This window comes from Salinisphaera sp. T5B8, from assembly GCF_040361255.1.
Classification (GTDB): Bacteria; Pseudomonadota; Gammaproteobacteria; order Nevskiales; family Salinisphaeraceae; genus Salinisphaera.
The window spans coordinates 78,487-102,661 of the sequence record NZ_APNG01000008.1; the positions used below are offsets into that span (position 1 = coordinate 78,487).

Sequence of the window (24,175 nt, forward strand, 5' to 3'; positions counted from 1 at the left end):
ACATGTCGCAGGCCGAACATCAACCGGTACTGCTCGACGCCGCATTGGCGGGCCTCGGCCTGCGCGCGGATGGCGTGTATGTGGATGCCACCTTCGGGCGCGGCGGCCATAGTGGTGCTGTGCTCGCCCAGCTGGGCGAGGCCGGCCGGCTGATTGCCTTCGACCAGGACCCGGACGCCGAGCGCCATGCCCGGGCGCTCGCCGAGCGCGACCCGCGCTTTACCTTCGTACGTGCCTCCTTCGCGGAACTGGGCGAACGTGTACAGGCGCTGGGGCTGGCCGGCCATATCGACGGTGTGCTCTTCGATCTGGGTGTGTCCTCACCCCAGTTCGATGTCGCCGAGCGTGGTTTTTCGTTCCGGCATGCGGGACCGCTCGATATGCGCATGAACCCCGACGCCGGTCGGCCGCTCTCCGACTGGCTGCATACCGCCAGCCACGGCGAGATCGCATCCGTGATCAAGCGCTATGGCGAAGAGCCGATGGCGGGACGCATCGCGGCTGCGATTCTGGATGCTCGCGCGCACGCACCGATTGCTGATACGGCCCGTCTGGCGGCAATCGTGGCCAGTGCCATTCCGGCGCGTGTGGCGGCCGGCAAACGGGTGCATCCGGCCACGCGCACGTTTCAGGCCTTTCGTATGCATGTCAACGACGAACTCGGCGCGCTCGAGCGCGGCCTCGATGCCGCCTTCGATGTGCTCGCGCCGGGTGGGCGTCTAGCCGTGATCAGTTTTCATTCGCTCGAGGATCGGCGCGTCAAGCGATTCATTCGCGCCCAGGCGCGTCCCGCGCCGCCGCCCGTACCCATGGCGCCGGCGCATGAACCGGCGCTGCACGAAATCGGCAAGCCCGTACGTGCCGATGCGCAGGAGCTGGCGACGAATGCCCGCGCCCGAAGCGCCATTCTGCGTATCGCCGAGCGCACCCACGCCCCGAAGGTGTCGTCATGAGCCGGCAGGCACTCACGATTGGCGCCTTGTCGCTGGCCATTCTGGTAAGCGCGGTCGCGGTCGTCCAGGCCAAGCACAAGACCCGCGAAATGGCCCACGAGCTCCAGGTCGAACGTGTCGAGCGCGACAAGCTGTCCACCGAATGGGCACAGCTGCAGCTCGAGGAAAGCGCCTGGGCCAATCCCGACCGCGTCGCCCAGGTTGCCCGTCGTGATCTGGGCATGGTGCAGCCGCGCCAGTATGTCGTGCTGGAGTCCAAGCGATGAGCCGGCATGATCAGCCGCGCGGTCAGCGCGCGAAACGCAATACGCCGCCCGCGCCGCCGCGCTGGCGTGGCTGGTTCGTACTATCGTTGTTCGCCGTTTTTGCCGTGGTGCTGGCCGGCCGTGCGTTCGATTTGCAGGTGCTCGACCAGGCATTTCTGACCAAGGAAGGCGACAAGCGCCATCTGCGCACCGTGTCGGTGCCGGCCGGGCGTGGCGAGATCAAGGATCGCAACGGCGAACCGTTGGCGCTGTCCGCGCCCACCGAATCGGTCTGGGCGGTGCCCGGTGCGGTGCTAGAAGCGCCGGACAAGATCGCTCCGCTCGCGCGTGAACTGAACATGCCGGTGTCCGAGCTGCGTAGCCGTCTGGAAAGCTACAAGAGCCGGCAGTTTCTGTATCTGCGCCGCCAGCTCGCGCCCACGGATGCGCGGGCCGTGATGGCGGTCGATGCGCCGGGCGTGTTCCTGCAGCGCGAATACAAACGCTATTACCCGGCCGGCGAAGCGGCGGCCCAGATCGTGGGCATGACCAATATCGATGGTCGTGGCCAGGAAGGCCTCGAACTCAATCGCGACGAGTATCTGCACGGCGAGCCGGGCAGCCGCCGCGTGGTCAAGGATCGCGTCGGCCGCGTGGTGGAGGATCTGGCCGAGTTCCAGCCGCCGCAGGCCGGCCGCGAACTGCGTCTGACCATCGACTCGCGCATGCAGTATCTGGCGTATCGCCATATCAAGGCCGCGGTCATCAAGAACAATGCCAAGGGCGGCATGGTGGTCATGCTCGATCCGACCACGGGCGAATTGCGCGCGGTGGCCTCGTATCCGAGTTTCAACCCGAATGATCGCGATTCCATCGACCCCTCCGGTGTACGCGCCCGCGCGGCGACCGATGTCATGGAGCCGGGTTCCACGGTCAAGCCGCTGCTGCTGGCCAAGGCGCTGGATAGCGGCCTGTTCGATACCGATGACGTGATCCATACCAAGGGCTGGTTCATGGTCGGCCGGTTGACGGTCAAGGATTTCCGCAACTACGGCGATGTCGACTTCGCCAAGATCCTGCAGAAATCCAGCAACGTCGGCGCCGCCCATGTCGGCCTGAAAATGGGCGCCGAAGGCGTGTGGCGTGCCTATAACGATTTCGGCTTCGGTGATATCACCGGCAGCGGTTTCCCGGGCGAGCGCTTTGGCGTGCTCAAGGACTTCTACGAGTGGAATAACGTCGAGACGGCGACTGCTTCTTATGGCTATGGCCTGGCCGTGACCGCGTTCCAGCTCATCCGTGCCTACGGCGCGATTGCCGATGACGGCATGCTGCGCAGCCTGCGCCTGATCGAAGGCGACGGCGCGGATATGCATGCGCCGCCCAAGCGTGTACTCAAGCCCGAAACGGCGCGCACCATGCGCCACCTGCTGGAAGGTGTGATCACGCCGGCCGGCACCGCGACGCGGGCCGCGATCCCCGGTTACCGGGTGGCCGGCAAGACCGGCACCGCCCGCAAGGCCGGCAGCGGGGGCTATAACGCCGATCGCCATCAGGCGCTGTTCGTGGGCATGGCGCCGGCCGAAAAACCCGCGCTGGTGACGCTGGTCATGCTCGACGAGCCCAAGAAGGATGCCTACTACGGCGGGGCGGTCGCCGCGCCCGTGTTTTCTGCGGTCATGCGCGATGCGCTGCGTTTGTTGCGCGTGCCGCCGGACAATCCCAGCGTGTTGACGGCCTCGGCCGATCGCCGCGGCAAGGGGGCAGGCACATGAGTACGCTTGCGCCTGTACAGCCGCCGCGTCAGCCCTTGGCCAGTCTGCTTGCCGGACTGGCCAACGACGTGCCGGACGTGGATATCGACAGCGTGGCGATCGATAGCCGCCAGGTCGCGCGCGATGGCGTGTTTCTGGCCTATCAGGGCACGCGCAGTCACGGGCTGGATTATGTCGATGACGCGATCGCGGCGGGTGCTGCGGCCGTCGTTTGGGATCGCGGGCGTGCGCCGGCGCTGGATATCGCCAATGTCCGTGTCGACGGGCTGGCGCGGCAGGCCAGCCGTATTGCCGGGCGCTTTTATGGCGAGCCGTCGCAGCAGTTGTTCGTGGCCGGTATTACCGGCACCGATGGCAAGACCTCCTGTGCCTGGCTGTTGTCGCAGGCCATCGAGGCGCTGGGCGAGCGTTGTGGCTATATCGGCACCCTCGGCCTCGGTTTTGCCAACGACTTGACCGAAGCGACCCACACCACGCCCGATCCGGTCGGCGTCCAGGACTGGCTGGCGCGTCTGGCCGCGGCCGATGCCAACGCGGTGGCCTTCGAAGTGTCCTCGCATGCGCTGGATCAGTATCGCGTGGATGGCGTGGACTTCGACGTGGCCGTGCTCACCCAGCTCGGGCGCGATCATCTGGATTATCACGGCGATGTCGAATCCTATGCGGCTGCCAAGCAGCGGCTGTTCGCCTTCGACGGCCTCGATGTCGCGGTACTCAACGGGGACGACGCCTATGGCCGGCAATGGCTGGCCACGCTGGCCGACGCCGTCATGCCGGTCGTCTATGGGCATGGCGATATGGCCGCTCTGGCCGAGCGCTATGTGCGTATCGCGTCGGTCGAAACCCGTATCGACGGTCTCGCGCTGACACTGGATACCAGCTGGGGTCGGGCACATGTCGAAAGCATGCTGGTCGGGCGTTTCAATGCCATGAACCTGGCCGCGGTACTGGCCGTGCTGCTGGCTCGTGGCGTGGCGTTCGCGCGTGCCACGGCGGTACTTGCACGCCTGACGACGGTGCCCGGGCGCATGCAGCGCGTGGATTGGCGCGATGACCAGCCGATGGTGGTGGTCGATTTTGCCCATACGCCGGGCGCGCTGACCCAGGCGATTGCCGCGGTGCGCGCGCATGCGCAGGCCCGCGTGTTGTGCGTATTCGGCTGTGGCGGCGATCGCGACACCGGCAAGCGCCCGCTCATGGGCGCGGCGGCCGAAGCGGCTGATCGCATCTGGATTACCGACGACAACCCGCGCAGCGAAGCCCCGGCTGTGATCGCGAACGCCATCCGTGCCGGCATGCATGCCGATGCGCCGGTCACCATCGAGCACGACCGCGCGGCCGCGATTGCCGCAGCGATCCAGGCTGCAGAGCCTGGCGATGTCGTGCTCATTGCCGGCAAGGGCCATGAAACCACTCAGCAGACCGGCGATACACGACGTCCGTTCGACGACCGCGTGGTCGCGCGCACCGTGCTGGAGGCGCTATGAACGGCCGCCTGTCCGAACTAGCACAGACACTGGGCGCGACCCTGCACGGTCACGACGCCGAGTACGTCGGCGCGAGTATCGATACGCGCCGGCTCGAGCGTAATGCGCTGTTCTTCGCCCTCCCGGGCACGCGCGTCGACGGGCACGATTTCGTTGCCCGGGCGGCAAGCCTCGGCGCCGCCGGCGCGGTGGTTGCCCGCGAGGTCGATTCGCCGTTGCCGCAGTTGCAGGTCGCCGATGTCGAGAAGGCGTTGCAGCAGGCCGGCGCAGCTGCGCGTCAGGCCTTTAGCGGCACGGTGATTGGCGTGACCGGCAGCAACGGCAAGACGACGGTCAAGCAGATGCTGGCCGCGATTCTGGGTGAGGCCGGGTCGGTGCTCGCCACCGAAGGCAATCTGAACAATCAGCTGGGCGTGCCGATTACGCTCATGCGGCTCAACGACAGCATCAACCGTGCCGTCATCGAAATGGGCGCCTCGCACGCAGGCGATATCGCCATGCTGTCCGAGCTTGCCCGCCCGCACGTCGGGCTGGTGAACAATGCCGGCCTGGCCCATATCGAAGGCTTTGGCAGCCGCGAGGGCGTGGCCCGGGCCAAGGGCGAAATGTTCTCGAGCCTGGCGGCCGACGGTATTGCCGTGATCAACGGCGATGACGATTTCGCACCGCTCTGGCACGAACTCGCCGGTGATCGCGCGCGGGTCGTATTTGCGCGCCATGCCCGTGCGGAGGCCGACGTATTCGCCAGCGATATCGAACTCGAAGCCGACAGCAGCCGTTTTACCCTGCATACGCCCACCGGCGCGGCCGATGTCGTGCTGCCGCTGGCTGGGGCGCATAACATCAGCAATGCGCTGGCGGCCGCGGCCGTGGCCAGCGCGATCGATCTCGACGCCGATCTGATCGCGCGCTCGCTGGCGGCGATGGTCGGCGTGGGCGGGCGAATGACGATCATTGCCGGGCGCCACGGCGCGCGTCTGATCGACGACAGCTACAACGCCAACCCCAATTCGCTGGCAGCCGCGCTGGGCTGGCTGGCCCAGCAGCGCGGTACGCGCTGGGCCGCGCTCGGTGATATGGCCGAACTGGGCGAGCAGGCCGAACAGGCGCATCGCGATGCCGGCCGGGCAGCGCGCGAATCGGGCATCGAACGGCTCTGGGTGACCGGCGAACTCAGCCGGCTGACGGCCGAAGCCTTTGGTCCGGGCGCGCAGTGGTTTGCCAACCACGGCGAGCTGATCGCGGCGCTGGAAACCGCGTTGTCGGTACGCCAGCGCGATACGACCTTGCTGATCAAGGGCTCGCGCAGCGCACGCATGGATCGTGTGGTCGATGCGCTGGCTGTCGAAGACAATGCCAGGGCGGGGGTGTCATGCTGACGTTCCTTGCCGAATGGCTCGAACCGCTGCACAGCGGTTTTCGTGTTTTCCAGTTCATTACGCTGCGCGCGATTCTGGGCGTGCTCACGGCGATGGTGTTTTCGTTCGTGTTCGGCCCGATCATGATTCGCAAGCTGACCTTTCATCAGATCGGTCAGCACGTGCGCGACGACGGCCCGCAAAGCCATCTGGTCAAGGCCGGCACGCCCACCATGGGCGGCACCCTGATCATCGCCGCCGTGCTGGTGGCGACCCTGCTGTGGGGCGATCTGGGCAACCGCTGGGTGTGGCTGGTGATGCTGGTGACCGCCGCGTTCGGTGCGATCGGTTTCGTCGACGACTACCGCAAGCTCAAGTTCGGCAACAGCAAGGGTCTGTCGGCAAAAGCGAAATATGGCGCCCAGAGTCTGGTTGGCCTTGCCGCCGGACTGTGGCTGTATCTGGGCGCGACCAGTGCGGCCGAAACCAGCGTGCTCATTCCCATGCTCAAGCATGTGTCGGTGCCGCTGGGCGCGGGTTATATCCTGTGGAGCTATCTGGTGATCGTGGGCTCGAGCAACGCGGTCAACCTCACCGATGGCCTCGACGGGCTGGCGATCATGCCCTGCGTACTGGTGGCCTCGGCGCTGGCGATCTTCGCCTATGTGGCCGGCAACGTGCAGTTTGCCGACTATCTGGGCTTTGCCTATATCGAGGGCGTGGGTGAGCTGTCGATCTTCTGTACCGCGATCGGCGGTGCGGGGCTGGGCTTTCTGTGGTTCAACGCCTATCCGGCCCAGGTGTTCATGGGCGATGTTGGCGCGCTCGCGCTGGGCGCCGCACTGGGCGTGGTGGCCGTGGCCGTGCGCCAGGAGCTGGTGTTGGTGGTCATGGGCGGCATTTTCGTCGCCGAAACCGTGTCGGTGATTCTGCAGGTGGCGACCTTCAAACTCACCGGCAAGCGCATGTTTCGCATGGCGCCGCTGCACCATCATTTCGAACTCAAGGGCTGGCCCGAGCCCAAGATCATCGTGCGATTCTGGATCGTCACGCTGGTGCTGGTCCTGATTGGTTTGTCCACGTTGAAAATCCGATGAGTGGCCTGCGCGAACAACTCGCCAACGCCGCCGTGCTGGTGGTTGGCTGCGGTGTGTCGGGCGTATCGGCCGCACGCTTTGCCAGCGCCTGTGGCGCGCGCGTGCGGGTGGTGGACAGCCGCGACGAGCCACCGGGCGCGCCGGCGCTATTCGAACATTGCCCCAAGGCGAGCCTGATCGTGGGCGAACTCGATCCCATGCTGCTCGAAGGCATGACCCATATCGTGGTGTCGCCGGGTGTGGATCTGCGCGAGCCGCTGATCGTCGCCGCGCGCGAGCGCGGTCTGGACGTGGTGGGCGATATCGAATGGTTCGCCCAGGTCGTCGATGCACCGGTGGTCGCGATTACCGGTTCCAACGGAAAATCCACGGTCACCGCCTGGATGGGCGAGATCGCGCAGGCCGCGGGTCTGAATTACGCCATCGGCGGCAATTTCGGTACGCCGGCGCTGGATCTGCTCGCCGACGAGATCGAACTCTATGTGCTGGAGCTGTCGAGTTTTCAACTCGAGCTCACGCACCGGCTGGCCGCGCGCGCGGCAACCGTGCTCAACATCAGCGCCGATCATATCGACCGGCATGGCTCGCTCGAGCACTACGCCGACCTCAAGGCGCGTATTTTCGCCGCGGCCGAAGTGGCCGTGATCAATGCGGACGATGCCCGCGTGGCGGCCATGCAAACCGGCTCGGCCCGTGTGTTGCGCTTCGGCGTGGCAGCGCAGGCGAACTATCGCCTGCTCGATACGGCCGATGCACGCTATCTCGCACGCGGCGATCAGCCGTGGCTGGCCTGCGACGAACTACGCCTGGCCGGGCGTCATAACCAGCTCAACGCGCTCGCGGTGTGGGCATTGGCCGAGGCCGCCGGCATCGACCAGGCGGTGATTCGCCGTGGCCTGACGCGCTTTGCCGGCTTGCCGCATCGCTGCGAAACCGTTGCCGAAATCGACGGCGTGCGCTGGATCAACGATTCCAAGGGCACCAATCCCGGCGCCATGATGGCCTCGCTGGCCGGCATGGATACGCCGGTGCTGCTGCTCGCCGGTGGCCAGGCCAAGGGCGCGGACTTCGCTGAGCTCGGCCCACTCGCCGGCGACAAGGCCCGGGTGGTGATCGTGTATGGCCAGGATCGCGACACGATCGCGGCCGCGGTCGACGCCTATGTCCCCGTCGAGCGGGTCGATACGCTGCAACAGGCCGTACGCGCGGCCGCGAATCAGGCCGAGCGCGGCGACACCGTGCTGTTCTCGCCGGGCTGTGCCAGCTTCGATCAATTCGACAATTACATGCACCGCGGCGAGTGCTTCGTCGCTGCCGTACAGGAGTTGGCGGCATGATCCGCGCGTTGCAGACCATCCAACTGCCGCGGGTACGTCCGGACACCGCGTTGCTGGTCGCGCTCGCGCTGATCGGCGGTATCGGTCTGGTCATGGTCGGCTCGGCCTCGGTCGCGGTCGCCGATCGCCTGACCGACGACCCGATGTACTTTTTCTACCGTCAGGCCGTGTTCGCGCTGATCGGTCTGGTGGCCGGCTTTATCGTGCTGCACGTGCCGATGCGTGTGTGGCAGGCCAATACCTTCACATTGCTGGGGATCGGCCTGCTGTTGTTGTTGATCGTGCTCATTCCCGGTATCGGCCATGCGGTCAACGGGGCGCGGCGCTGGATCGACCTTGGCCCGGTGGCCATGCAGGCCTCCGAGCCGGCGCGCTTCTGCCTGATTCTGTACGTGGCCGGCTATGCTGCCCGCCGCCAGACCGAACTCGCCACCAGCTGGGGCGGGTTGTTCCGGCCCATGTTCTTCATGGCGCTGGCGAGTTTTCTGTTGCTCATCGAGCCGGACTTCGGTGCTGCTGCCGTGATGGTCGCGGTCGCCGCCATCGTGCTCTTTCTGGCCGGCGCGCGCCTGACCTATCTGCTCGTGCTCGGCAGCCTGGCCGGCACCGCGGTGGTGGGGCTGGTGCTGTCGTCGCCGTACCGCCTCGCGCGTCTGCTGAGCTTTTCCGACCCCTGGGCGCATCCCTATGCCAGCGGTTTTCAGCTCACCCAGTCGCTGATCGCGATCGGGCGCGGCGAGATCGCCGGCGTGGGGCTGGGCAATTCGGTTCAGAAGCTGCTGTATCTGCCGGAAACCCATACCGATTTCCTCTTTGCCATCTATGCCGAGGAGTTCGGCCTGATCGGCACGGTGGTGCTTATCGGGCTGTTCGCCACCGTGGTCTGGCGCGGCTTCGTCATTGCGCGCCGCGCGATCGTGGCGGATCAGCTGTTTGCCGGCTTCGTCGCCTACGGCATGTCCAGCTGGCTGGTGTTGCAGGCGTTTCTCAATATCGCCGTGAACATGGGGCTGCTGCCGACCAAGGGTCTGACGCTGCCGCTGATGAGCTATGGCGGTTCCAGTCTTGTCATGATGTGCGTGCTCTGTGCGCTGCTGATCCGGGTCGACATGGAAACCCGTGTCCCGGAAAAAGGAGGCGCCCGATGAGCGCGTCCGCGAGCCACACGCTGAACACGCCACACGTGCTGATCATGGCCGGCGGTACCGGTGGCCATGTGTTCCCGGCGCTGGCCGTGGCCAAGGCGCTGATTGCGCGCGGCGTACAGGTGAGCTGGCTGGGCACGGCCGCGGGCATCGAAGCACGGCTGGTGCCGGCTAACGACCTGACCCTGCATACGATCGACGTGGCCGGTCTGCGCGGCAAGGGCATGCTGTCGTGGTTGGCCGCGCCGCTGCGTCTGGCCCGTGCCTGCCTGCAGGCCCTGGGCGTGGTACGACGCGTGGCCCCGCAGCTGGTGGTGGGCATGGGCGGTTTTGCCGCAGGCCCCGGTGGTCTGGCTGCGCGCCTGACCGGCCGGCCGTTGCTCATCCACGAACAGAATGCCGCGGCCGGCCTGACCAATCGCCTGCTGGCGCGCATGGCGACCACCGTTTTGCAGGCGTTTCCGAATACATTTGCCGGCGACAAGGCCCGTAGCGTGGGCAATCCGGTACGCGCAGAAATTCTCGATCTGCCGACACCCGATGAGCGGTTTGCGGATCGCCAGGGCCCGATTCGTCTGCTCGTACTCGGCGGCAGCGGCGGCGCACTGGCGATCAACGAGCGCGTGCCGGCGGCACTGGCGCGTATCGAGGCCGACAAACGCCCGCAGGTACGCCACCAGGCCGGACGTACGCTCGAGCAGGCCGAGGCGGCCTATGCTCAGGCCGGTGTCGAGGCCGACGTGAGCGCGTTCATCGACGACATGGCCGCAGCCTATGCCTGGGCCGACGTGGTGATCTGTCGCAGCGGCGCACTGACCGTGGCCGAACTGGCGGCGGCCGGCGTGGCGGCATTGCTGGTGCCCTATCCCTACGCGGTGGACGATCACCAGCGCGCCAACGGCCAGTATCTGGTCGATGCCGGCGCGGCCACGCTCGTCGATCAGTCCGAATTGAGTGTCGAGCGCCTTGCCGAGGAAATCGAGCGCCTGTGTGCCGATCGCAACGCCCTGCGCGATCGCGCCGAAGCGGCGCGGCGCGTGGCTTGGCCGCATTCCACCGACGATATCGTCGCCGCCTGCTTCGACACCATGGAGGCCGCATGATTGCCCCCGACGGACGTAGCAGCAACGGCGACTTCCAGCCGCTGGCCGAGCGGCCGATGCGGCGCGTGCGCACGGTGCATATGGTCGGCATCGGCGGCGTCGGCATGGCCGGTATTGCCAGCGTGCTGCTCAACCTCGGCTACGCCGTGACCGGCAGCGATATCAAGGACGGCGTCACCACCCAGGCGCTGGCGGCGCAGGGCGCAAAGATATTCATCGGCCATGCGGCCGAGAATGTCGAAAGCGCGGACGTGGTGGTCGTATCCACCGCGGTGGCCGAGGACAATCCGGAAGTCGCCACCGCGCATGAACGGCTCGTGCCGGTGGTGCGGCGCGCGGAAATGCTCGCCGAGCTGATGCGTTTCCGCTATGGCATCGCCGTGGCCGGCACGCACGGCAAGACCACCACCACCAGCCTGGTCGCGGCGCTGCTGGCCGGCGGCGGGCTGGATCCGACCTTCATCGTCGGCGGCAAGGTGCTGGGCGCGAACAGCAACGCGCGCCTGGGCGAGGGGCCGTATCTGGTCGCCGAGGCCGACGAATCGGATGCCAGCTTTCTGTTTCTGACCCCGATGATGGCGATCGTCACCAATATCGATGCCGATCACCTGGAAACCTATGGCGGCGAGTTCTCACGCCTGACCGAAACCTTCGTGGAATTCCTGCACCACCTGCCGTTCTACGGGCTGGCCGTGCTGTGTGCCGACGATCCGGTGGTGCGCTCGATTCTGGCCGATGTCGGCCGGCCGATCGTGACCTACGGTATCGACCACGACGCCGACATCATGGCCGAAAACCTGGCGTTCGACGGCACGGGTACGCGGTTTACGCTGCGCCGTGCCGGTGAGCCGGGTCACGATGTTCATCTCAATCTGCCCGGCAAGCACAACGTGCTCAATGCGCTGGCAGCGGCGGCCGTGGCTCATGAGCTGGGCGTGGACATGGCCGCGATTGGCCAGGCGCTGTCGCAGTTCGCGGGCATCGGTCGGCGCTGTGAAGTGCATGGCGAGATCGTGCTTGCCGGCCAGCGGGTGCTGCTGGTCGACGACTATGGCCATCACCCGCGCGAACTGGTGAGCATTATCAGCGCGGCCCGTAATGCCTGGGCCGATCGCCGGCTGGTGGTGGTATTCCAGCCGCATCGTTTCTCGCGGACCCGCGATCTGTTCGACGACTTCTGCCAGGTGCTGGCGGAACTGGACGTGCTCGTGCTCTGCGAAGTCTATGCCGCGGGCGAGCATCCGATCGCCGGTGCCGACGGTCGCGCGCTGGCACGTGGCGTGCGTGCACGCGGCAAGGTCGACCCGGTATTCGTCGACGACGTGCATCAGCTCAGCGACGTGCTGGGCGGCGTGGTACGCGAGGGCGATGTCCTGCTCACCCTCGGTGCTGGCGACATCGGCGCCGTGGCCCAGCAGATGGCACGTACTTTCAAGGAAACAACGACATGAGCAATTCGCGTATTACCGATGCAAGCGCGTTCGGCCGTGTCGCCGTATTGATGGGCGGCTGGTCGGCCGAGCGCGCGGTATCGCTGGATTCGGGCGCGGCCGTCGGTGCGGCCCTGCAACGGCGTGGTGTCGATGTCACGATTATCGATGTCGACCAGCGCCGCGTACTGGGCCTGGCCGAGGAAGGCTTCGATCGCGTCTGGCTGGCCCTCCACGGGCGCGGCGGCGAAGACGGCGTGGTTCAGGGCGCGCTGGAACTCCAGGGTCTGCCTTATACCGGCAGCGGTGTGCTGGCCAGCGCGTTGTCCATGGACAAGGTGCGGACCAAGGCACTGTGGGCCGCTCAGGGTATTCCCACGCCCGCCCATCGCCTGCTGGATGCGCGCACGGATTCCAAGGCCGTGGTCGAAGCGCTCGGGCTGCCGCTGATCGTCAAGCCCGTGCATGAAGGCTCGACCATCGGCATCAGCAAGGTCGAGCGCATCGAGGATCTGGACGCAGCCCGCGCGGCGGCGGCGAAGTACGACCGCGAGGTCATGGCTGAACAGTTCGTGGACGGACCCGAATATACGGCTTCGATTCTCGACGGGCGGGCGTTGCCGCTGATCAATATCGAGCCCTCGAGTGGCTTTTACGACTACGAAGCCAAATACGTCGCCAACGACACGCTCTATCACTGCCCCTGCGATCTCGAACAGGGCCGCGAGGCAGAACTGCAGCGCCTGGCGCTACGCGCATTCGAAATTACCGGCGCGCGTGGCTGGGGCCGTGTGGATTTCATGCTCGATGCCGCCGGCCAGCCGTGGTTTCTGGAACTCAACGCCATTCCCGGCATGACCTCGCATTCGCTCGTGCCGATGGCCGCGCGCGCGGCGGGAATGGATTTCGACGAACTGGTGTGGCGCATTCTCGCAGCCACGCTCACGACGCCCAATCAGGAGAAAGACAATGAACTGGCGTGAACCCAAGCGCTGGCGGGACGCCCTGCTGGGCGCTGGGCTGCTGCTGGGGGTGGCGGCCTGTACCTGGCAAGGGATAAAACCCGAAGGCGAAGCCACTCGACACCTGTATATTAGCGGCGATGCCGTGCATGTCAGCGACGATCGGATCGCCGAAATTGCTGCCCCGTATCTGGATGCCTCGTTCTTCGAGGTGGATCTGGAAGGGCTGCAGGCGAAACTCGGTAATCTGGCCTGGTTGCGCGAAGTCAAGGTTTCGCGACACTGGCCGGATGGCGTGGTCGTGCGCGTGAGTGAGCATGAGCCGGTTGCCCTGTGGGGCGAGCAGGGCGTGCTTGCCAAGGACGGTCAGGTTTTCACACCCTCGGCACAGACGCGCCCGACGGGGCTGGTGCAACTCGATGGGCCCGATACCGCGGGTCTGAAGGTCTACAACCGATATCGCAAGCTGGCCAGGACGCTGGCCGCGCATGATGTCGAGCTGGCAAGTCTCACGCTCGACGCGCGCGGCTCGTGGAGCGCGCAGCTGGCCGATGCCCTGGAACTGCGTCTGGGGCGTGACGATATCGATGCCCGTGTACAGCGCTTCGTGCGCTATGCGCTGGGCGATGAACAAGCGCGCAGCCGACTGGCCGAGGCCGGCTATGTCGATTTGCGCTATAGCGACGGTTTTGCAGTCGGCGGCACGCGTGCCGCGACCGGCAATCAGGAGAAAGGTGATGAGCAAGCGGCCTGACCAGAATCTCGTCGTCGGCCTCGATATCGGGACCTCCAAGGTCGCCTGTATCGTCGCCGAGGTGAACGAGGGCAAGCTCGAGATCATTGGTCTGGGCAGTGCGCCCTCGCGCGGCATGAAAAAGGGGATGGTGGTCAATATCGAATCGACCACCGACTCCATTCGCCGCGCGGTCGAGGAAGCCGAGCTGATGGCGGGTTGCCGGATTCAGTCCGTGCATTGCGGTATTTCCGGTGCCCATGTGCGTTCGCTGAATTCGCACGGCATCGTGGCGGTGCGTAACAAGGAAGTCACCGAATCGGATATCGAGCGCGTCATCGATGCCGCCTGTGCGGTGGCGATCCCGGCCGATCAGAAGATTCTGCACGTGCTGCCGCAGGAATTTGCTGTCGACGACAACGAAGGCATTCAGGAGCCGGTCGGCATGTCCGGCGTACGCCTGGAAGCCAAGGTCCATATCGTCACCGGTGCCGTGACCTCGGCCCAGAATATCCAGAAATGCGTGGCTCGCTGCGGCCTGGAAGTCTCCAAGCTGTCGCTGGAACAGCTGGCCTCGAGCTATGCGGTGCTCTCCGACGACGAAAAGGATCTGGGCGTGGCCCTGGTGGATATCGGCGGCGGTACATCGGATATCGCGGTGTTCGTGAATGGCTCCATTCGCCATACGGCGGTGATTCCGATCGCCGGCGACCAGGTGACCAACGATATCGCCGTGGCCCTGCGTACGCCGACCCAGCATGCGGAAGGCATCAAGATCCGTTACGGCTGTGCCTTGCCGGAGCTCATCGAGGACGACGACGCGATCGAGGTGCCCAGCGTGGGCGAGCGCCCGCCGCGGCGGCTGTCGCGTTATACGCTCGCCGAGGTCATCAAGCCGCGCTACGAAGAGCTGTTCATGCTCATCCACAAGGAGCTGGTGCGTTCCGGCTTCGAGGATCTGCTGGCCGGCGGCGTGGTGATTACCGGCGGGTCATCGAAGATGGAAGGGCTGACCGACCTGGCCGAAGAGGTCTTTCATATGTCGGTCCGTCTGGGCACGCCGCAACGCGTGCAGGGGCTCTCCGATGTGGTCAAGAATCCGATCCATGCCACTGGCGTGGGTCTGCTCGAGTTCGGTAATCGTTCCCAGCCCCGGCCGGGAATCGACGTTTCCAATAACGATAATTCGTTTGCGCAGGTCTGGGAGCGGATGAAGGCCTGGTTCCAGGGGAATTTCTAAAGACACGTTCGATCAACGTCGGATGAGCCGGCAGTCGCCGGCCCCGATACAAAAGGTTTTTCCGCAAGGAAAAAGCACGGCAACCAAGATAGAGGTGCATCATGCCAGAAGTATTTGAATTTGCAGATCAAAAGACCGACAAGGCCATCATCAAGGTCATCGGCGTCGGCGGTGGCGGCGGTAACACCATCAACCAGATGGTCAACGGCGGCATCGAAGGCGTTGATTTCATCTGTGCCAACACCGATGCCCAGCATCTGGAACGGTGCGATGCCGATGTGCTCGTACAGCTCGGCATGAACGTCACCCGCGGCCTGGGCGCTGGTGCAGACCCGGCCATCGGCCGTCAGGCCGCCGAAGAGGATCGCGATCGTATTCGTGAATCCATCGAAGGCGCGGACATGCTGTTCATCACCGCCGGCATGGGCGGCGGCACCGGTACCGGCGCGGCACCGGTCGTGGCCGAGATCGCCCGCGAAATGGGTATTCTTACCCTGGCTGTTGTGACCAAGCCGTTCCCGTTCGAGCGCGGTCGTCGCATGGAGATTGCCAAGCAGGGTATCGAGGAACTGGGTCGTTACGTCGACTCGCTGATCGTGATCCCGAACGAAAAGCTGCTGACCGCACTCGGCAAGGCCACCACGCTGAAGAACGCCTTCCAGGCGGCCAACAACGTGCTGCATAACGCGGTGCAGGGCATCTCTGACCTGATCACCCGTCCGGGCGTCATCAACGTCGACTTTGCCGACGTGCGTCGTGTGATGTCGGTACAAGGCATGGCCATGATGGGTCGCGCAACGGCCGTCGGCGACGATCGTGCCCGCGAAGCCGCGGAAGCCGCACTGGCTTCGCCGCTGCTGGATGATCTGAGCCTGCACGGTGCCCAGGGTCTGCTGGTGAACGTCTCCGGCGACGAGAATCTGGGTATCCACGAGTTCCAGATCGTCAACGAAGTCATCGCCGATATGGGCGCGGACAACGCCGAAGTCATCGTCGGTATGGCCGAAGATCCGAGCATGGGTGACGAAATCTGCGTGACCGTGGTGGCCACGGGTCTTGGCCAGCAGGCCGAAGAGCGCGAAACCATCCGTGCGGTCAAGCGCGACGCGGGTGGCCAGATGCGCTACGAAGATCTGGATCGTCCGACCGTGATCCGCAATCGTCCGCAGCAGTCTTCACGTGAGAACGCCGCGGTCGATATGGATTACTTCGACGTGCCGGCTTTCCTGCGTAACCAGGCCGACTAAAGGCATGGGTGCAGGGCGTCTGCCATGCCGGCCTTCGGGCCGGCGGCAGCCGAACGTGTGCCGGTTGGCGGTAGCCGTGCGCTGCCAACCGGCATCCCTATGTTAATCTAAGCGGCTTTGCGACCGGGCGTTTTCGAGTTTCGGGCGCAAGCAGGATCAGGACGCGGCGAGTTAAGGCGAAATTAAGCCACTGTGAATAAAGTATCGAACCGTTAGGTGACGGCTTTATGACATGGCGCGCCGAGCATGACTGAACCGCCACAAGGACAAGAACTCGATGCTTAGACAACGCACCTTGAAGAATCCCATCCGGGCGACCGGCGTTGGCCTGCACACCGGTCAGAAGGTCTACATGACGCTTCGTCCGGCAGAAGCGGATCGCGGCATCGTGTTTCGTCGCACCGACTGTTCTCCCATGAAGGAGTTTCGCGGCGACGCCTTCAAGGTCGGCGATACCACGCTGGCGACCACGCTAGTGAACGACGGCGTTCGCGTACAGACGGTCGAGCATCTGCTTTCGGCCATGGCGGGACTGGGCATCGACAACGCCATTGTGGAACTGTCCTCGGATGAACTGCCGATCATGGATGGCAGCGCCGGGCCGTTTGTATTCCTGATTCAGTCGGCGGGCATTCAGGAGCTGGATGCACCCAAGAAGTTCATTCGTATCAAGCGCTCGGTACAGGTCACGGAAGACGATAAGTGGGCCCGCTTCGATCCGTTCGACGGTTTCAAGGTCAGCTTCTGTATCGACTTCGATCATCCGGCTTTCGATTCCGATACCCAGTCAGCGACAGTCGATTTCTCCACGACCTCGTTCGTGAAAGAGGTCAGCCGTGCACGCACCTTCGGGTTCATGCGCGATATCGAATTTTTGCGTTCTAATAATCTCGCCCGCGGCGGCAGCATGGACAACGCGGTCGTGCTCGACGACTACCGTGTGCTCAACGCCGATGGGCTGCGCTACGACAACGAATTCGTGCGCCACAAGATTCTCGACGCCATAGGGGATCTCTATCTGCTCGGTCATGGCCTGATCGGCAGCTATTCGGGCTACAAGTCCGGCCACGCGCTCAACAATAAATTGCTGCGCGCCTTGCTATCGGACGAGAAAGCCTGGGAAGAGATTACTTACGACGACATCGAGGAGTCGCCTATCTCATATATAAACGCCCGCCCTGTTATCGCGGCGTGAATAAGTTTTAAGCGGCGAGACGAATCCGGCGCGATAGCTGTCGATGGCAGGCGTCACCGGCTTGCTAAGCCGTGCCAGCTAGGCATGAGTCCGAGTCGATAAAGGGTTCGCGATGACCGGCCGCGGCGTTTCGTCGCCGTCTTAACGGTCAGGCAATTTGGTCGATGAGTGCGAGATAACGGTCTGCGCTCTTTGCGGTCGAAAACGCCTCCGCGCGGTCGCGTAATCGATCCGCTTGTACCGGCGCATCCAGCGTTGCATTTAGCGCGTCCGCTAGCGCAGTTACGTCGTTCATCGGTACCAGCCGGCCATGTTCTCCGTGGTTTAGAATCTCGCGCGGCCCCGACGGGCAGTCGGTTGCGACGACCGGACAGCCGCAGGCCATGGCCTCGATCAGCACATTGCCGAGGCCTTCCCAGTTCGACGACAGAACGAACGCTGCAGCCCGGCTCATGGCGGCATACGGATTGCCCACCCAGCCGCGTAGTTCGATATCGGCGGCAATGCCCAGGCGCTCGGCCTGTGCGCTGAGCGCATCGCGCTGACTGCCTTCGCCCAGAATCATCAGTCGCAACGGGCGCTGCCGTCGGACTACGGCGACCGCGTCGAGCAGCAGCGCAAAATTCTTCTGGGCTTCGAGACGCCCCGCGGCCAATACGACCGGCGGCGCACCGGCGGTAAACCAGGGATGGTCGTCGGGTTCTCGAGCCCGCTCGGGGAGCTCCGGGAACACGACCGGATTATGAATGGTATGCACTGCTGCCCGATCGAGTTGCGTGATCTCGGCCAAGTCATCGGCAACACCGTTGGATACGGCCACTATTGCGTCGGCGCGCGGATAGACGCGGCCCAGCAGTTCCGGCAGATAACGCCAGCGAGCACGCTCGGCGCTGCGGGTTCGCCCCTGCGCGATTCGGCGCGACAAGTTGTTATGCTCGGTCACGATCAGGCGGGTATCCACGCGTGCCAGCCGGCGCGCCCATATCGCGAGCAGGTTGGCATAGAACAGGGCCGACACGAGTACCGCGGGCTGCGCGCGCGACAGATACGAAGCGAGCCCCGGCAGATAGCGCAATGTCATCACCGGCGTGCGCGCCAGCAGCACCGGGCGCAGCAGCGCGGCCGTGTCGCCCGGATACGCCCGTAGCGCGTCCAGACGGCCACGCAGCTTGCCGTGGCGCGCAAGTTCCACTAGTCGCACGCCGTTGGGTAAACGGTCGGCATGCGCGCCCGCGCGCCGATTGACAAGTAAATCGACCAGATGCCCGCGTTCAGCGAGCGTCTCGGCGAGTCTTAGCATGGACTGCTCCGCACCGCCGCCGGCCAGCGTCGGTATATAGACCGCGATATGCATGCGCGCGTCGGCGCCGTCATCCGGTCCTATCCCTGTCGTAGTGTCCAACTCCGCAGCGCCCAATCGATGACCCATGGCTATGGTGCAGTATTCATCATGCTTCGATGCGCCGGTATTTGTTAGCCCGGCATGCGACCGAATGGTATCGCGGATAAATCACAACAGGCCGCGGCGACAATCGACTAATTCCTGCAACCGCCTTGTTCGAGGCACGCGATGAAACGTTGCGCGGCTCGTTCGGGAAATGCCGGCTCAGCCGGCAACGCCTGGGTATCAAGCGACTCGACCACACCCACCAAGTCAGCGTCGTCGTGGAAAAGATGAACACCTTCGAGGTGTTCATGCGCGCGTGCAGCGCATGGATTGGCCAGTACCGGCAGGCCGGCGGCGAGGAAATCGGGAATTCGCGTAAGCGCACCGGTGCCGGTCTTCTGATAAACAATCGCGGCCGTGGCCGTCGTCATCAGGTTGAACATGTGGACGTCGCTTACCGCACCGTGGAAGACGATGCCGTCGCCGGTACAGTCGGCCGCCAGCCGTTCGGCGCCAAAGCCCATGACGTCGACGCTGGTCGCGCCGCCGGTCAGCCCCCCGCCGATCAGCACCTGCAACAGATGGCGCATGCCCTCGTACGTGGGCGGATACATCGCATTGCCCATGATCAGCACGCGCTTGTGGCGGCCCGGCTGCTGGCGGCGGGCCCGGACCTGGCGCAGCGCGTGCAGGCGGTGCTGCGGCGGATGGTAGGGCAGCACGATTGATTCGACTCCGAACAATGCGAGAAGCCACTGGTCACGGCTTGAGATCACGACCCGGTGATCCGCTAGCGCAAGTTGGCCGCATTCGGCGGCGAACCGGTCGTGTAAGCCGCCATCGGAATACAAAAGCGTTTCGGTCGGCACCAGCGACTCCAGGTTGTGCCCGACCGCGACGGTGGGAATCCCACGCTCGCGCGCCGCGGCCAGGCCGCCGTGGCGCTGCGTACGCTCCCATATGAAGGCATCGACGCGCGCCACCGAGTCCATGAGCTCACCGATGAGTTTGTATCCCATCGCGGTTTTCTTGTTGCGCGATCGATCGCCGCTGTCGCCCACATCGGCCCGAGCACTGAGTCGACGCATGATCTGCCAGCGTTCAAAACGACCCGATCGAGTCGTCGGAGTCAGCGCGCATTGAGAGAAATCGACCAGTGAATGAGACGCCTGCGCCACAATCTCGGCTATCTGAAGTGATCGCAGATAGCCGCCGGAACCGAGCGAAGTCTTCGACGAGTCACGAACGAAAAACATGACCTAATTTCCTTGGCGAGAACCGCGCCGATAGCGTGTGTGCGCCTCGCTGCGCGATCCATCGACATGCAACGGTGGGCAAGATATCGCACAACGCTGGATGCGAAGGCTTACAATTCGCTATCGAAAATACAAACCCACCGTGGCCTGCCTTCTGCGTGTGTCGCGGGCTCGAATAAAGCGGCCGGCCATCGGCGTGTGTGGCACGGCTAAGCTAGGTTCCTGTATGAATGTCAGACCGAATGCCGACATCTTAGACGCGTACCATAACAATCGCGATATCAGCCGCGACGAATGTCGCTTGCTGTATACGCTGGTCGATGATCCCTGGGACCTGGGCTCGGAGATCAATTACGCCGCCTATGTCGATTTCCTTGTTTACTGCGATCCGTATATCGACTGGAATGCGATCGACTGGATCGTCGACTACGGCTCAGGCGTTGGCACGTTCACGAAGGCGGTTAAGGCTTGTTATCCGCATATTAAATCGATCGGCATCGATTTCGACACGGCACGCCATGCGGCGGAAAAACGTTTCGGTGCGCGCCTGTTTGATTATTATTATGCGATGGATGTCGACACCAACGAATATGATCTGCTGCGCGAGCGGCTGCCCAAGCTGGACAGCGAGCGTTTGTGTACCTGTTTTTTCAACAGCGTCAACTACCTGTTTCGTGACCAGAAGAAGAAGAGCCGAGAAAAGAAGCTGTTGAAATTGGTGAAACGCCTAGAAAAACTGTCGACCGGCCGCTCCTACAAATATCTCGTGGCCAACTCCAATTTCTTCTACCCGCCCATCGATAAAGTTATGCAAAAGCACGGCTGCGAACTGGTCCACCATTCCAACGACTACATGCTGGATAGTCGTGTCGATAGGTTCAAGGCGGTATTGCATACCCGTATCTGGCAAAAATAGATTGCGGCTGGGTTCGGTTGACGCGTAAGGCGGCATTTCAATGGCAAAAAACAGCGCTGCGAAACAGATGATCTATTATGGACACGCGATCGTCGACCCAGCGTCGATGCCGCCAATCAGCGCTGAGCGCGTGACCTCTGTGGCCCCGGCCAATCTTGATGCGTTCCTCGCACGTATGGGTCCGCAGTGCGCCCTGACTTTTGACGACGGCTACGCCGACAATCTATTCACGGCGCTGCCGATCCTCGAAAAACACGCAAAGCCCGCGACCGTTTTCGTCACGACCGGCTTCGTCGCGAAAACGCATCCGCCGGCGGAGCGCGTGGCCGCGCAGGCGGCGATAACAGGCGATGCCGCCGCGACAACTCTGGCGCGCCTGTGTATCGCCAATAGCTCACCCGAAGCGCTATTCGCAGCCCTATGTGCCAAGTTAAAGCACATGGATCTGGCGACCCGCGCAGGGCACCTGCGCGAACTCATGCGCGCCTGCGGGACGACCGCCCAAGAATTGACGGCAGCCTACCTCACGCTCGATCAGCTTCGGGAACTGGCCGCGCACCCGTTGATTACCATCGGCGCACACACGGTCAGCCATCCGGACCTGCGCTATACGACCGATGCCGAACTGGATACGGAACTCGTCGACGGCCGGGCTCAACTCGAGGAATGGATCGACGCTCGCGTCACGGCACTGGCTTATCCGTATGGCGATACCGACCATCGGGTGCGTCGGGCGACGGCTGCGGCGGGGTATCGGCGCGCGTATCTCACCGAACAGCCCAACTGGCGCAGCAAGGTGCCGTTTTATCGCCGGTTGGATCTCCCACGCTGCGACTTGACCACGGCTACGCGGCGGATGCACAAACATATGCGGCGCGAAGCGCGAGCGGCTTAAAAACGCCTGTGCGTGCGTCGACCGCATCTATGCTTGTCGCCGTTGGGCGGCGTCGCTCAAGTCGTACAGCCAAGCCCGCGGCAGCCGGCGAGACAACGGCGAGGCAGCGAAATCGCGCCATACCGCTGCGCCGCCCTGCTTGGTCGCCTTGCGGCATGCAAACCACCAGAGCCGGGCGGTGAGACGGGACAACGCCGGTCGCGGATAGCGACGCTGTTTCGCGTTGGCGGCCACCAGGCGCTCAAGCCATTGCCCGGCCCAGCGCACATAGTCGCGGTCCATGTCGTGTCCGGTTTCCGCGCGAAACAACGCGCGTCCGGTATACAGCAGGCTGTGATAGCGCAGGTCTTGATCGTTGAATGCGATGCCAAGCGACTCGAGTTGTCGTGCCTGCACCCGCTGGCGGTAATACAGGCTGGCCTTGGCCTGTGCTGTGGATGCCTGGGCAGCGTGCTCACGGTAGCAGGTCAGCGGCGCCGGCATGATGGCGAAACGATGGTGGCCGAGCATCCGCGCCCAGACGTCGTAGTCCTCCGCAATCGGAAACGCAGGATCGTAGGGATACGCGGCCAGCACCGCCCGGCGTGCCATCACGGTCGGGTTGTGAATCACGCAGCGAAACAGCAGCCAGGCCTCGATCGCGTCGGGTGAAAGATAGCGCCGCCGCTTCTTCGGCGCCAGCGTCCGGCCGTGGGCATCGATCCGATGCCACCAGCTGCCGACCGCATCAATTTGGCGGTGTGTATCCAGATATGCGACCTGTTTGGCCAAACGATCGGGCATAAAGCGATCGTCTGCATCGAGCAGTGCGATGTACTCGCCACGCGCTTGTGCCACGCCTTCGCTGCGGGTACGCGGCCGCTGCATGTTTTCAAGGTGGTGGATTACTCGCACGCGCGGATCGCGCCGGTAAGCGTCCATGATCGCGGGCGTGTCGTCGGTCGAGGCATCATCAATCAGCAGCAGTTCGAAATCCGTGAAGGACTGCGCGAGCACGCTGTCAGCGGCCTGTGCGATATAGGATTGCGCGTTGTACGCCGGGATGAAAACAGTGACCCGTGGCGACCGGCCGGCGCTCATGCCGAGGTTTCCGGTGGCCGGTCGACAGATGCAGCCGTGGCCGTTAGCTGTGCGATGAGTTGTTGATAGGCAGCCACGCCGCGCTCGACGGAGAAATCGTCGGCGCGCGCACGCAAGGCGACCGGGTCCGGCGGCGTATCCAGCGTCGCCGCCATGGCCTTAGCCAATGCCCCGGGATCATGCATTGCCACCAGCGGCCCATAGCGACCGTCTTCCAGAATCTCGCGCGGTCCGCTTGGCGAATCGGTCGATACGACCGGACAGCCACAGGCCATGGCTTCGATCAGCACGAGCCCCAGACCTTCGAACAACGAACACAATACGAAAATCGCGCTGCGGCGCATATAGGCATAGGGATTGTCGGCCCAGCCCGGCAGCGCGATGTCGGCGCCCAGGCCAAGGGCGTCGATCCGGGCTTCAAGTGCGGCGCGTTCCGGGCCTTCGCCCAGAATCATCAGCCGCGCCTGCTGGCGCGCGCGCAGCAGCGCGAAGGCTTCAATCAGGTCGGCGAAGTTCTTTTCGCGCACCAGACGCCCGACCGCGAGGATCACCGGCGGTTCGCCAGCGGCGAACCACTCGTGATTGACAGGCGTCTCGGACGACGCGATCAGCCGCGGCGAGACGATCGGGTTGTAGAGCGTGGTGATCCGCGTGCGGTCGATATGCGCAGTGCGTGCCAGGTCGTCGGCGACGCCGTTCGATACGCCGGCGATGGCGTCGGCGCGTGGATATAGTCGCTGTGCCAGGTCGCGCCGATACTGCCAGCGGCGGTGCATGTCGGGCCGGTCGCGAAATATCTCCAGCCAGCGCGATAGCGTGCTGTGTTCCACAACAATTACGCGCGTATCGGTAGCTGCGATCTCGCGCGCCCAGATCGCCAGCAGCGGCATGCGCCCGTGGGCCGCAATCAGCACCGCGGGGCGCGCCGCGCGCAGATAATCGACCAGCGATGCCAGCCGCCGTATCGGTAGATATTGGCGGCCGGGCCAGAGCATGCGCAGCAACTGGCCGATGCCTTCGCGCGGGCAGGCGCCGATCAGTCGTGTATAAGCGCGCCACTTGCTCGAGCGCGTCAGCTCGATCACGTCCACCCCGGCCGGCACCCGATCCAGATAGCCGCCCTGCCTGCGCTCGAGCACCAGATCGGCGTCATAGCCACGCATGGACATCGCCTCTAGCAGCGTCAGCGTGACCTGCTCCATGCCGCCGCTGGCCATTGCCGGCAGTACAAAGGCCACTCGGACAGAAGGCGTTAGGGTGTTATCGGTAGTTTCATTCATCGGGATACTGTGTTGATCTCGATCGTGTCCGCCGTTTGGCGGACCGCCGCGTCG

21 protein-coding genes are annotated in these 24,175 nt (G+C 64.2%); 17 read left to right on the plus strand and 4 right to left on the minus strand.

The window, feature by feature from the left end:
- The first annotated feature begins 2 nt into the window (after window positions 1-2).
- The 15 genes from rsmH to lpxC all read left to right on the plus strand — a co-directional run bounded on the left by rsmH (window position 3) and on the right by lpxC (window position 17,307).
- Complete coding sequence (gene rsmH / locus T5B8_RS09010; RefSeq protein WP_353178104.1) at window positions 3-953, plus strand: 16S rRNA (cytosine(1402)-N(4))-methyltransferase RsmH; 951 nt, start codon at window positions 3-5, stop codon at window positions 951-953.
- Window positions 950-1,219 (plus strand): cell division protein FtsL, encoded by a 270-nt coding sequence (gene ftsL / locus T5B8_RS09015; RefSeq protein WP_353178106.1) that lies wholly within the window; start codon window positions 950-952, stop codon window positions 1,217-1,219. Before rsmH ends, ftsL begins: the two co-directional genes overlap by 4 nt.
- Complete coding sequence (locus tag T5B8_RS09020; RefSeq protein WP_353178107.1) at window positions 1,216-2,973, plus strand: peptidoglycan D,D-transpeptidase FtsI family protein; 1,758 nt, start codon at window positions 1,216-1,218, stop codon at window positions 2,971-2,973. The genes ftsL and T5B8_RS09020 overlap by 4 nt, the downstream gene beginning before the upstream one ends.
- A complete protein-coding gene (locus T5B8_RS09025) occupies window positions 2,970-4,460 on the plus strand; it encodes a UDP-N-acetylmuramoyl-L-alanyl-D-glutamate--2,6-diaminopimelate ligase (RefSeq protein ID WP_353178109.1) in 1,491 nt (496 codons plus the stop codon). The genes T5B8_RS09020 and T5B8_RS09025 overlap by 4 nt, the downstream gene beginning before the upstream one ends.
- Entirely contained in the window at window positions 4,457-5,839 is a 1,383-nt protein-coding gene (locus T5B8_RS09030) for a UDP-N-acetylmuramoyl-tripeptide--D-alanyl-D-alanine ligase (protein WP_353178111.1), read from the plus strand. The genes T5B8_RS09025 and T5B8_RS09030 overlap by 4 nt, the downstream gene beginning before the upstream one ends.
- The gene (gene mraY / locus T5B8_RS09035; protein ID WP_353178112.1) at window positions 5,833-6,915 is read left to right on the plus strand and encodes a phospho-N-acetylmuramoyl-pentapeptide-transferase; all 1,083 of its coding nucleotides are present in this window, start codon (window positions 5,833-5,835) and stop codon (window positions 6,913-6,915) included. The genes T5B8_RS09030 and mraY overlap by 7 nt, the downstream gene beginning before the upstream one ends.
- Window positions 6,912-8,252, plus strand: coding sequence for a UDP-N-acetylmuramoyl-L-alanine--D-glutamate ligase (murD, locus tag T5B8_RS09040; RefSeq protein ID WP_353178114.1), 1,341 nt, complete (start codon window positions 6,912-6,914; stop codon window positions 8,250-8,252). Before mraY ends, murD begins: the two co-directional genes overlap by 4 nt.
- Window positions 8,249-9,400 (plus strand): putative lipid II flippase FtsW, encoded by a 1,152-nt coding sequence (gene ftsW / locus T5B8_RS09045; RefSeq protein WP_353178115.1) that lies wholly within the window; start codon window positions 8,249-8,251, stop codon window positions 9,398-9,400. The genes murD and ftsW overlap by 4 nt, the downstream gene beginning before the upstream one ends.
- Window positions 9,397-10,500: an undecaprenyldiphospho-muramoylpentapeptide beta-N-acetylglucosaminyltransferase gene (gene murG, locus T5B8_RS09050; RefSeq protein WP_353178117.1), complete on the plus strand. Its 1,104-nt coding sequence runs from the start codon at window positions 9,397-9,399 to the stop codon at window positions 10,498-10,500. Before ftsW ends, murG begins: the two co-directional genes overlap by 4 nt.
- Window positions 10,497-11,951 carry a UDP-N-acetylmuramate--L-alanine ligase gene (gene murC / locus T5B8_RS09055; RefSeq protein WP_353178118.1) on the plus strand — a complete coding sequence of 485 codons (1,455 nt, stop codon included), beginning with the start codon at window positions 10,497-10,499 and terminating at the stop codon, window positions 11,949-11,951. The genes murG and murC overlap by 4 nt, the downstream gene beginning before the upstream one ends.
- Entirely contained in the window at window positions 11,948-12,913 is a 966-nt protein-coding gene (locus tag T5B8_RS09060) for a D-alanine--D-alanine ligase (protein WP_353178120.1), read from the plus strand. The genes murC and T5B8_RS09060 overlap by 4 nt, the downstream gene beginning before the upstream one ends.
- On the plus strand, window positions 12,900-13,646 hold the full coding sequence (locus T5B8_RS09065) for a cell division protein FtsQ/DivIB (RefSeq protein ID WP_353178122.1): 747 nt from the start codon (window positions 12,900-12,902) through the stop codon (window positions 13,644-13,646). Before T5B8_RS09060 ends, T5B8_RS09065 begins: the two co-directional genes overlap by 14 nt.
- Complete coding sequence (gene ftsA, locus T5B8_RS09070; protein WP_006913126.1) at window positions 13,630-14,865, plus strand: cell division protein FtsA; 1,236 nt, start codon at window positions 13,630-13,632, stop codon at window positions 14,863-14,865. Before T5B8_RS09065 ends, ftsA begins: the two co-directional genes overlap by 17 nt.
- Before the next feature lie 101 nt (window positions 14,866-14,966).
- Entirely contained in the window at window positions 14,967-16,112 is a 1,146-nt protein-coding gene (gene ftsZ, locus T5B8_RS09075; protein ID WP_353178123.1) for a cell division protein FtsZ, read from the plus strand.
- A gap of 277 nt (window positions 16,113-16,389) precedes the next feature.
- Window positions 16,390-17,307 carry a UDP-3-O-acyl-N-acetylglucosamine deacetylase gene (gene lpxC / locus T5B8_RS09080; protein ID WP_353178125.1) on the plus strand — a complete coding sequence of 306 codons (918 nt, stop codon included), beginning with the start codon at window positions 16,390-16,392 and terminating at the stop codon, window positions 17,305-17,307.
- 148 nt (window positions 17,308-17,455) lie between these two features.
- On the opposite strand, the gene T5B8_RS09085 is transcribed toward lpxC, so the two are convergent.
- Both T5B8_RS09085 and T5B8_RS09090 read right to left on the minus strand, forming a co-directional pair.
- Window positions 17,456-18,709, minus strand: a complete 1,254-nt coding sequence (locus T5B8_RS09085; RefSeq protein ID WP_353178126.1) for a glycosyltransferase — start codon at window positions 18,707-18,709, stop codon at window positions 17,456-17,458.
- A gap of 134 nt (window positions 18,710-18,843) precedes the next feature.
- Window positions 18,844-19,950, minus strand: a complete 1,107-nt coding sequence (locus tag T5B8_RS09090) for a hypothetical protein (RefSeq protein ID WP_353178128.1) — start codon at window positions 19,948-19,950, stop codon at window positions 18,844-18,846.
- 37 nt (window positions 19,951-19,987) lie between these two features.
- Between T5B8_RS09090 and T5B8_RS09095 the strand changes: the two genes are divergently transcribed.
- Both T5B8_RS09095 and T5B8_RS09100 read left to right on the plus strand, forming a co-directional pair.
- Entirely contained in the window at window positions 19,988-20,866 is an 879-nt protein-coding gene (locus T5B8_RS09095; RefSeq protein WP_353178129.1) for a methyltransferase, read from the plus strand.
- A gap of 106 nt (window positions 20,867-20,972) precedes the next feature.
- On the plus strand, window positions 20,973-21,761 hold the full coding sequence (locus T5B8_RS09100; RefSeq protein WP_353178131.1) for a polysaccharide deacetylase family protein: 789 nt from the start codon (window positions 20,973-20,975) through the stop codon (window positions 21,759-21,761).
- Between the two features lie 27 nt (window positions 21,762-21,788).
- On the opposite strand, the gene T5B8_RS09105 is transcribed toward T5B8_RS09100, so the two are convergent.
- Window positions 21,789-22,841 (minus strand): glycosyltransferase family 2 protein, encoded by a 1,053-nt coding sequence (locus T5B8_RS09105; RefSeq protein WP_353178133.1) that lies wholly within the window; start codon window positions 22,839-22,841, stop codon window positions 21,789-21,791.
- Window positions 22,838-24,121: a glycosyltransferase gene (locus tag T5B8_RS09110; protein ID WP_353178134.1), complete on the minus strand. Its 1,284-nt coding sequence runs from the start codon at window positions 24,119-24,121 to the stop codon at window positions 22,838-22,840. Before T5B8_RS09110 ends, T5B8_RS09105 begins: the two co-directional genes overlap by 4 nt.
- Window positions 24,122-24,175 lie beyond the last annotated feature (54 nt).

Coding starts and splice junctions, on each gene's coding strand:
- rsmH (WP_353178104.1), top strand. CDS start 3: ATGTCGCAGGCCGAACATCAACCGGTACTGCTCGACGCCGCATTGGCG.
- ftsL (WP_353178106.1), top strand. CDS start 950: ATGAGCCGGCAGGCACTCACGATTGGCGCCTTGTCGCTGGCCATTCTG.
- T5B8_RS09020 (WP_353178107.1), top strand. CDS start 1,216: ATGAGCCGGCATGATCAGCCGCGCGGTCAGCGCGCGAAACGCAATACG.
- T5B8_RS09025 (WP_353178109.1), top strand. CDS start 2,970: ATGAGTACGCTTGCGCCTGTACAGCCGCCGCGTCAGCCCTTGGCCAGT.
- T5B8_RS09030 (WP_353178111.1), top strand. CDS start 4,457: ATGAACGGCCGCCTGTCCGAACTAGCACAGACACTGGGCGCGACCCTG.
- mraY (WP_353178112.1), top strand. CDS start 5,833: ATGCTGACGTTCCTTGCCGAATGGCTCGAACCGCTGCACAGCGGTTTT.
- murD (WP_353178114.1), top strand. CDS start 6,912: ATGAGTGGCCTGCGCGAACAACTCGCCAACGCCGCCGTGCTGGTGGTT.
- ftsW (WP_353178115.1), top strand. CDS start 8,249: ATGATCCGCGCGTTGCAGACCATCCAACTGCCGCGGGTACGTCCGGAC.
- murG (WP_353178117.1), top strand. CDS start 9,397: ATGAGCGCGTCCGCGAGCCACACGCTGAACACGCCACACGTGCTGATC.
- murC (WP_353178118.1), top strand. CDS start 10,497: ATGATTGCCCCCGACGGACGTAGCAGCAACGGCGACTTCCAGCCGCTG.
- T5B8_RS09060 (WP_353178120.1), top strand. CDS start 11,948: ATGAGCAATTCGCGTATTACCGATGCAAGCGCGTTCGGCCGTGTCGCC.
- T5B8_RS09065 (WP_353178122.1), top strand. CDS start 12,900: ATGAACTGGCGTGAACCCAAGCGCTGGCGGGACGCCCTGCTGGGCGCT.
- ftsA (WP_006913126.1), top strand. CDS start 13,630: ATGAGCAAGCGGCCTGACCAGAATCTCGTCGTCGGCCTCGATATCGGG.
- ftsZ (WP_353178123.1), top strand. CDS start 14,967: ATGCCAGAAGTATTTGAATTTGCAGATCAAAAGACCGACAAGGCCATC.
- lpxC (WP_353178125.1), top strand. CDS start 16,390: ATGCTTAGACAACGCACCTTGAAGAATCCCATCCGGGCGACCGGCGTT.
- T5B8_RS09090 (WP_353178128.1), bottom strand. CDS start 19,950: ATGTTTTTCGTTCGTGACTCGTCGAAGACTTCGCTCGGTTCCGGCGGC.
- T5B8_RS09100 (WP_353178131.1), top strand. CDS start 20,973: ATGCCGCCAATCAGCGCTGAGCGCGTGACCTCTGTGGCCCCGGCCAAT.
- T5B8_RS09105 (WP_353178133.1), bottom strand. CDS start 22,841: ATGAGCGCCGGCCGGTCGCCACGGGTCACTGTTTTCATCCCGGCGTAC.
- T5B8_RS09110 (WP_353178134.1), bottom strand. CDS start 24,121: ATGAATGAAACTACCGATAACACCCTAACGCCTTCTGTCCGAGTGGCC.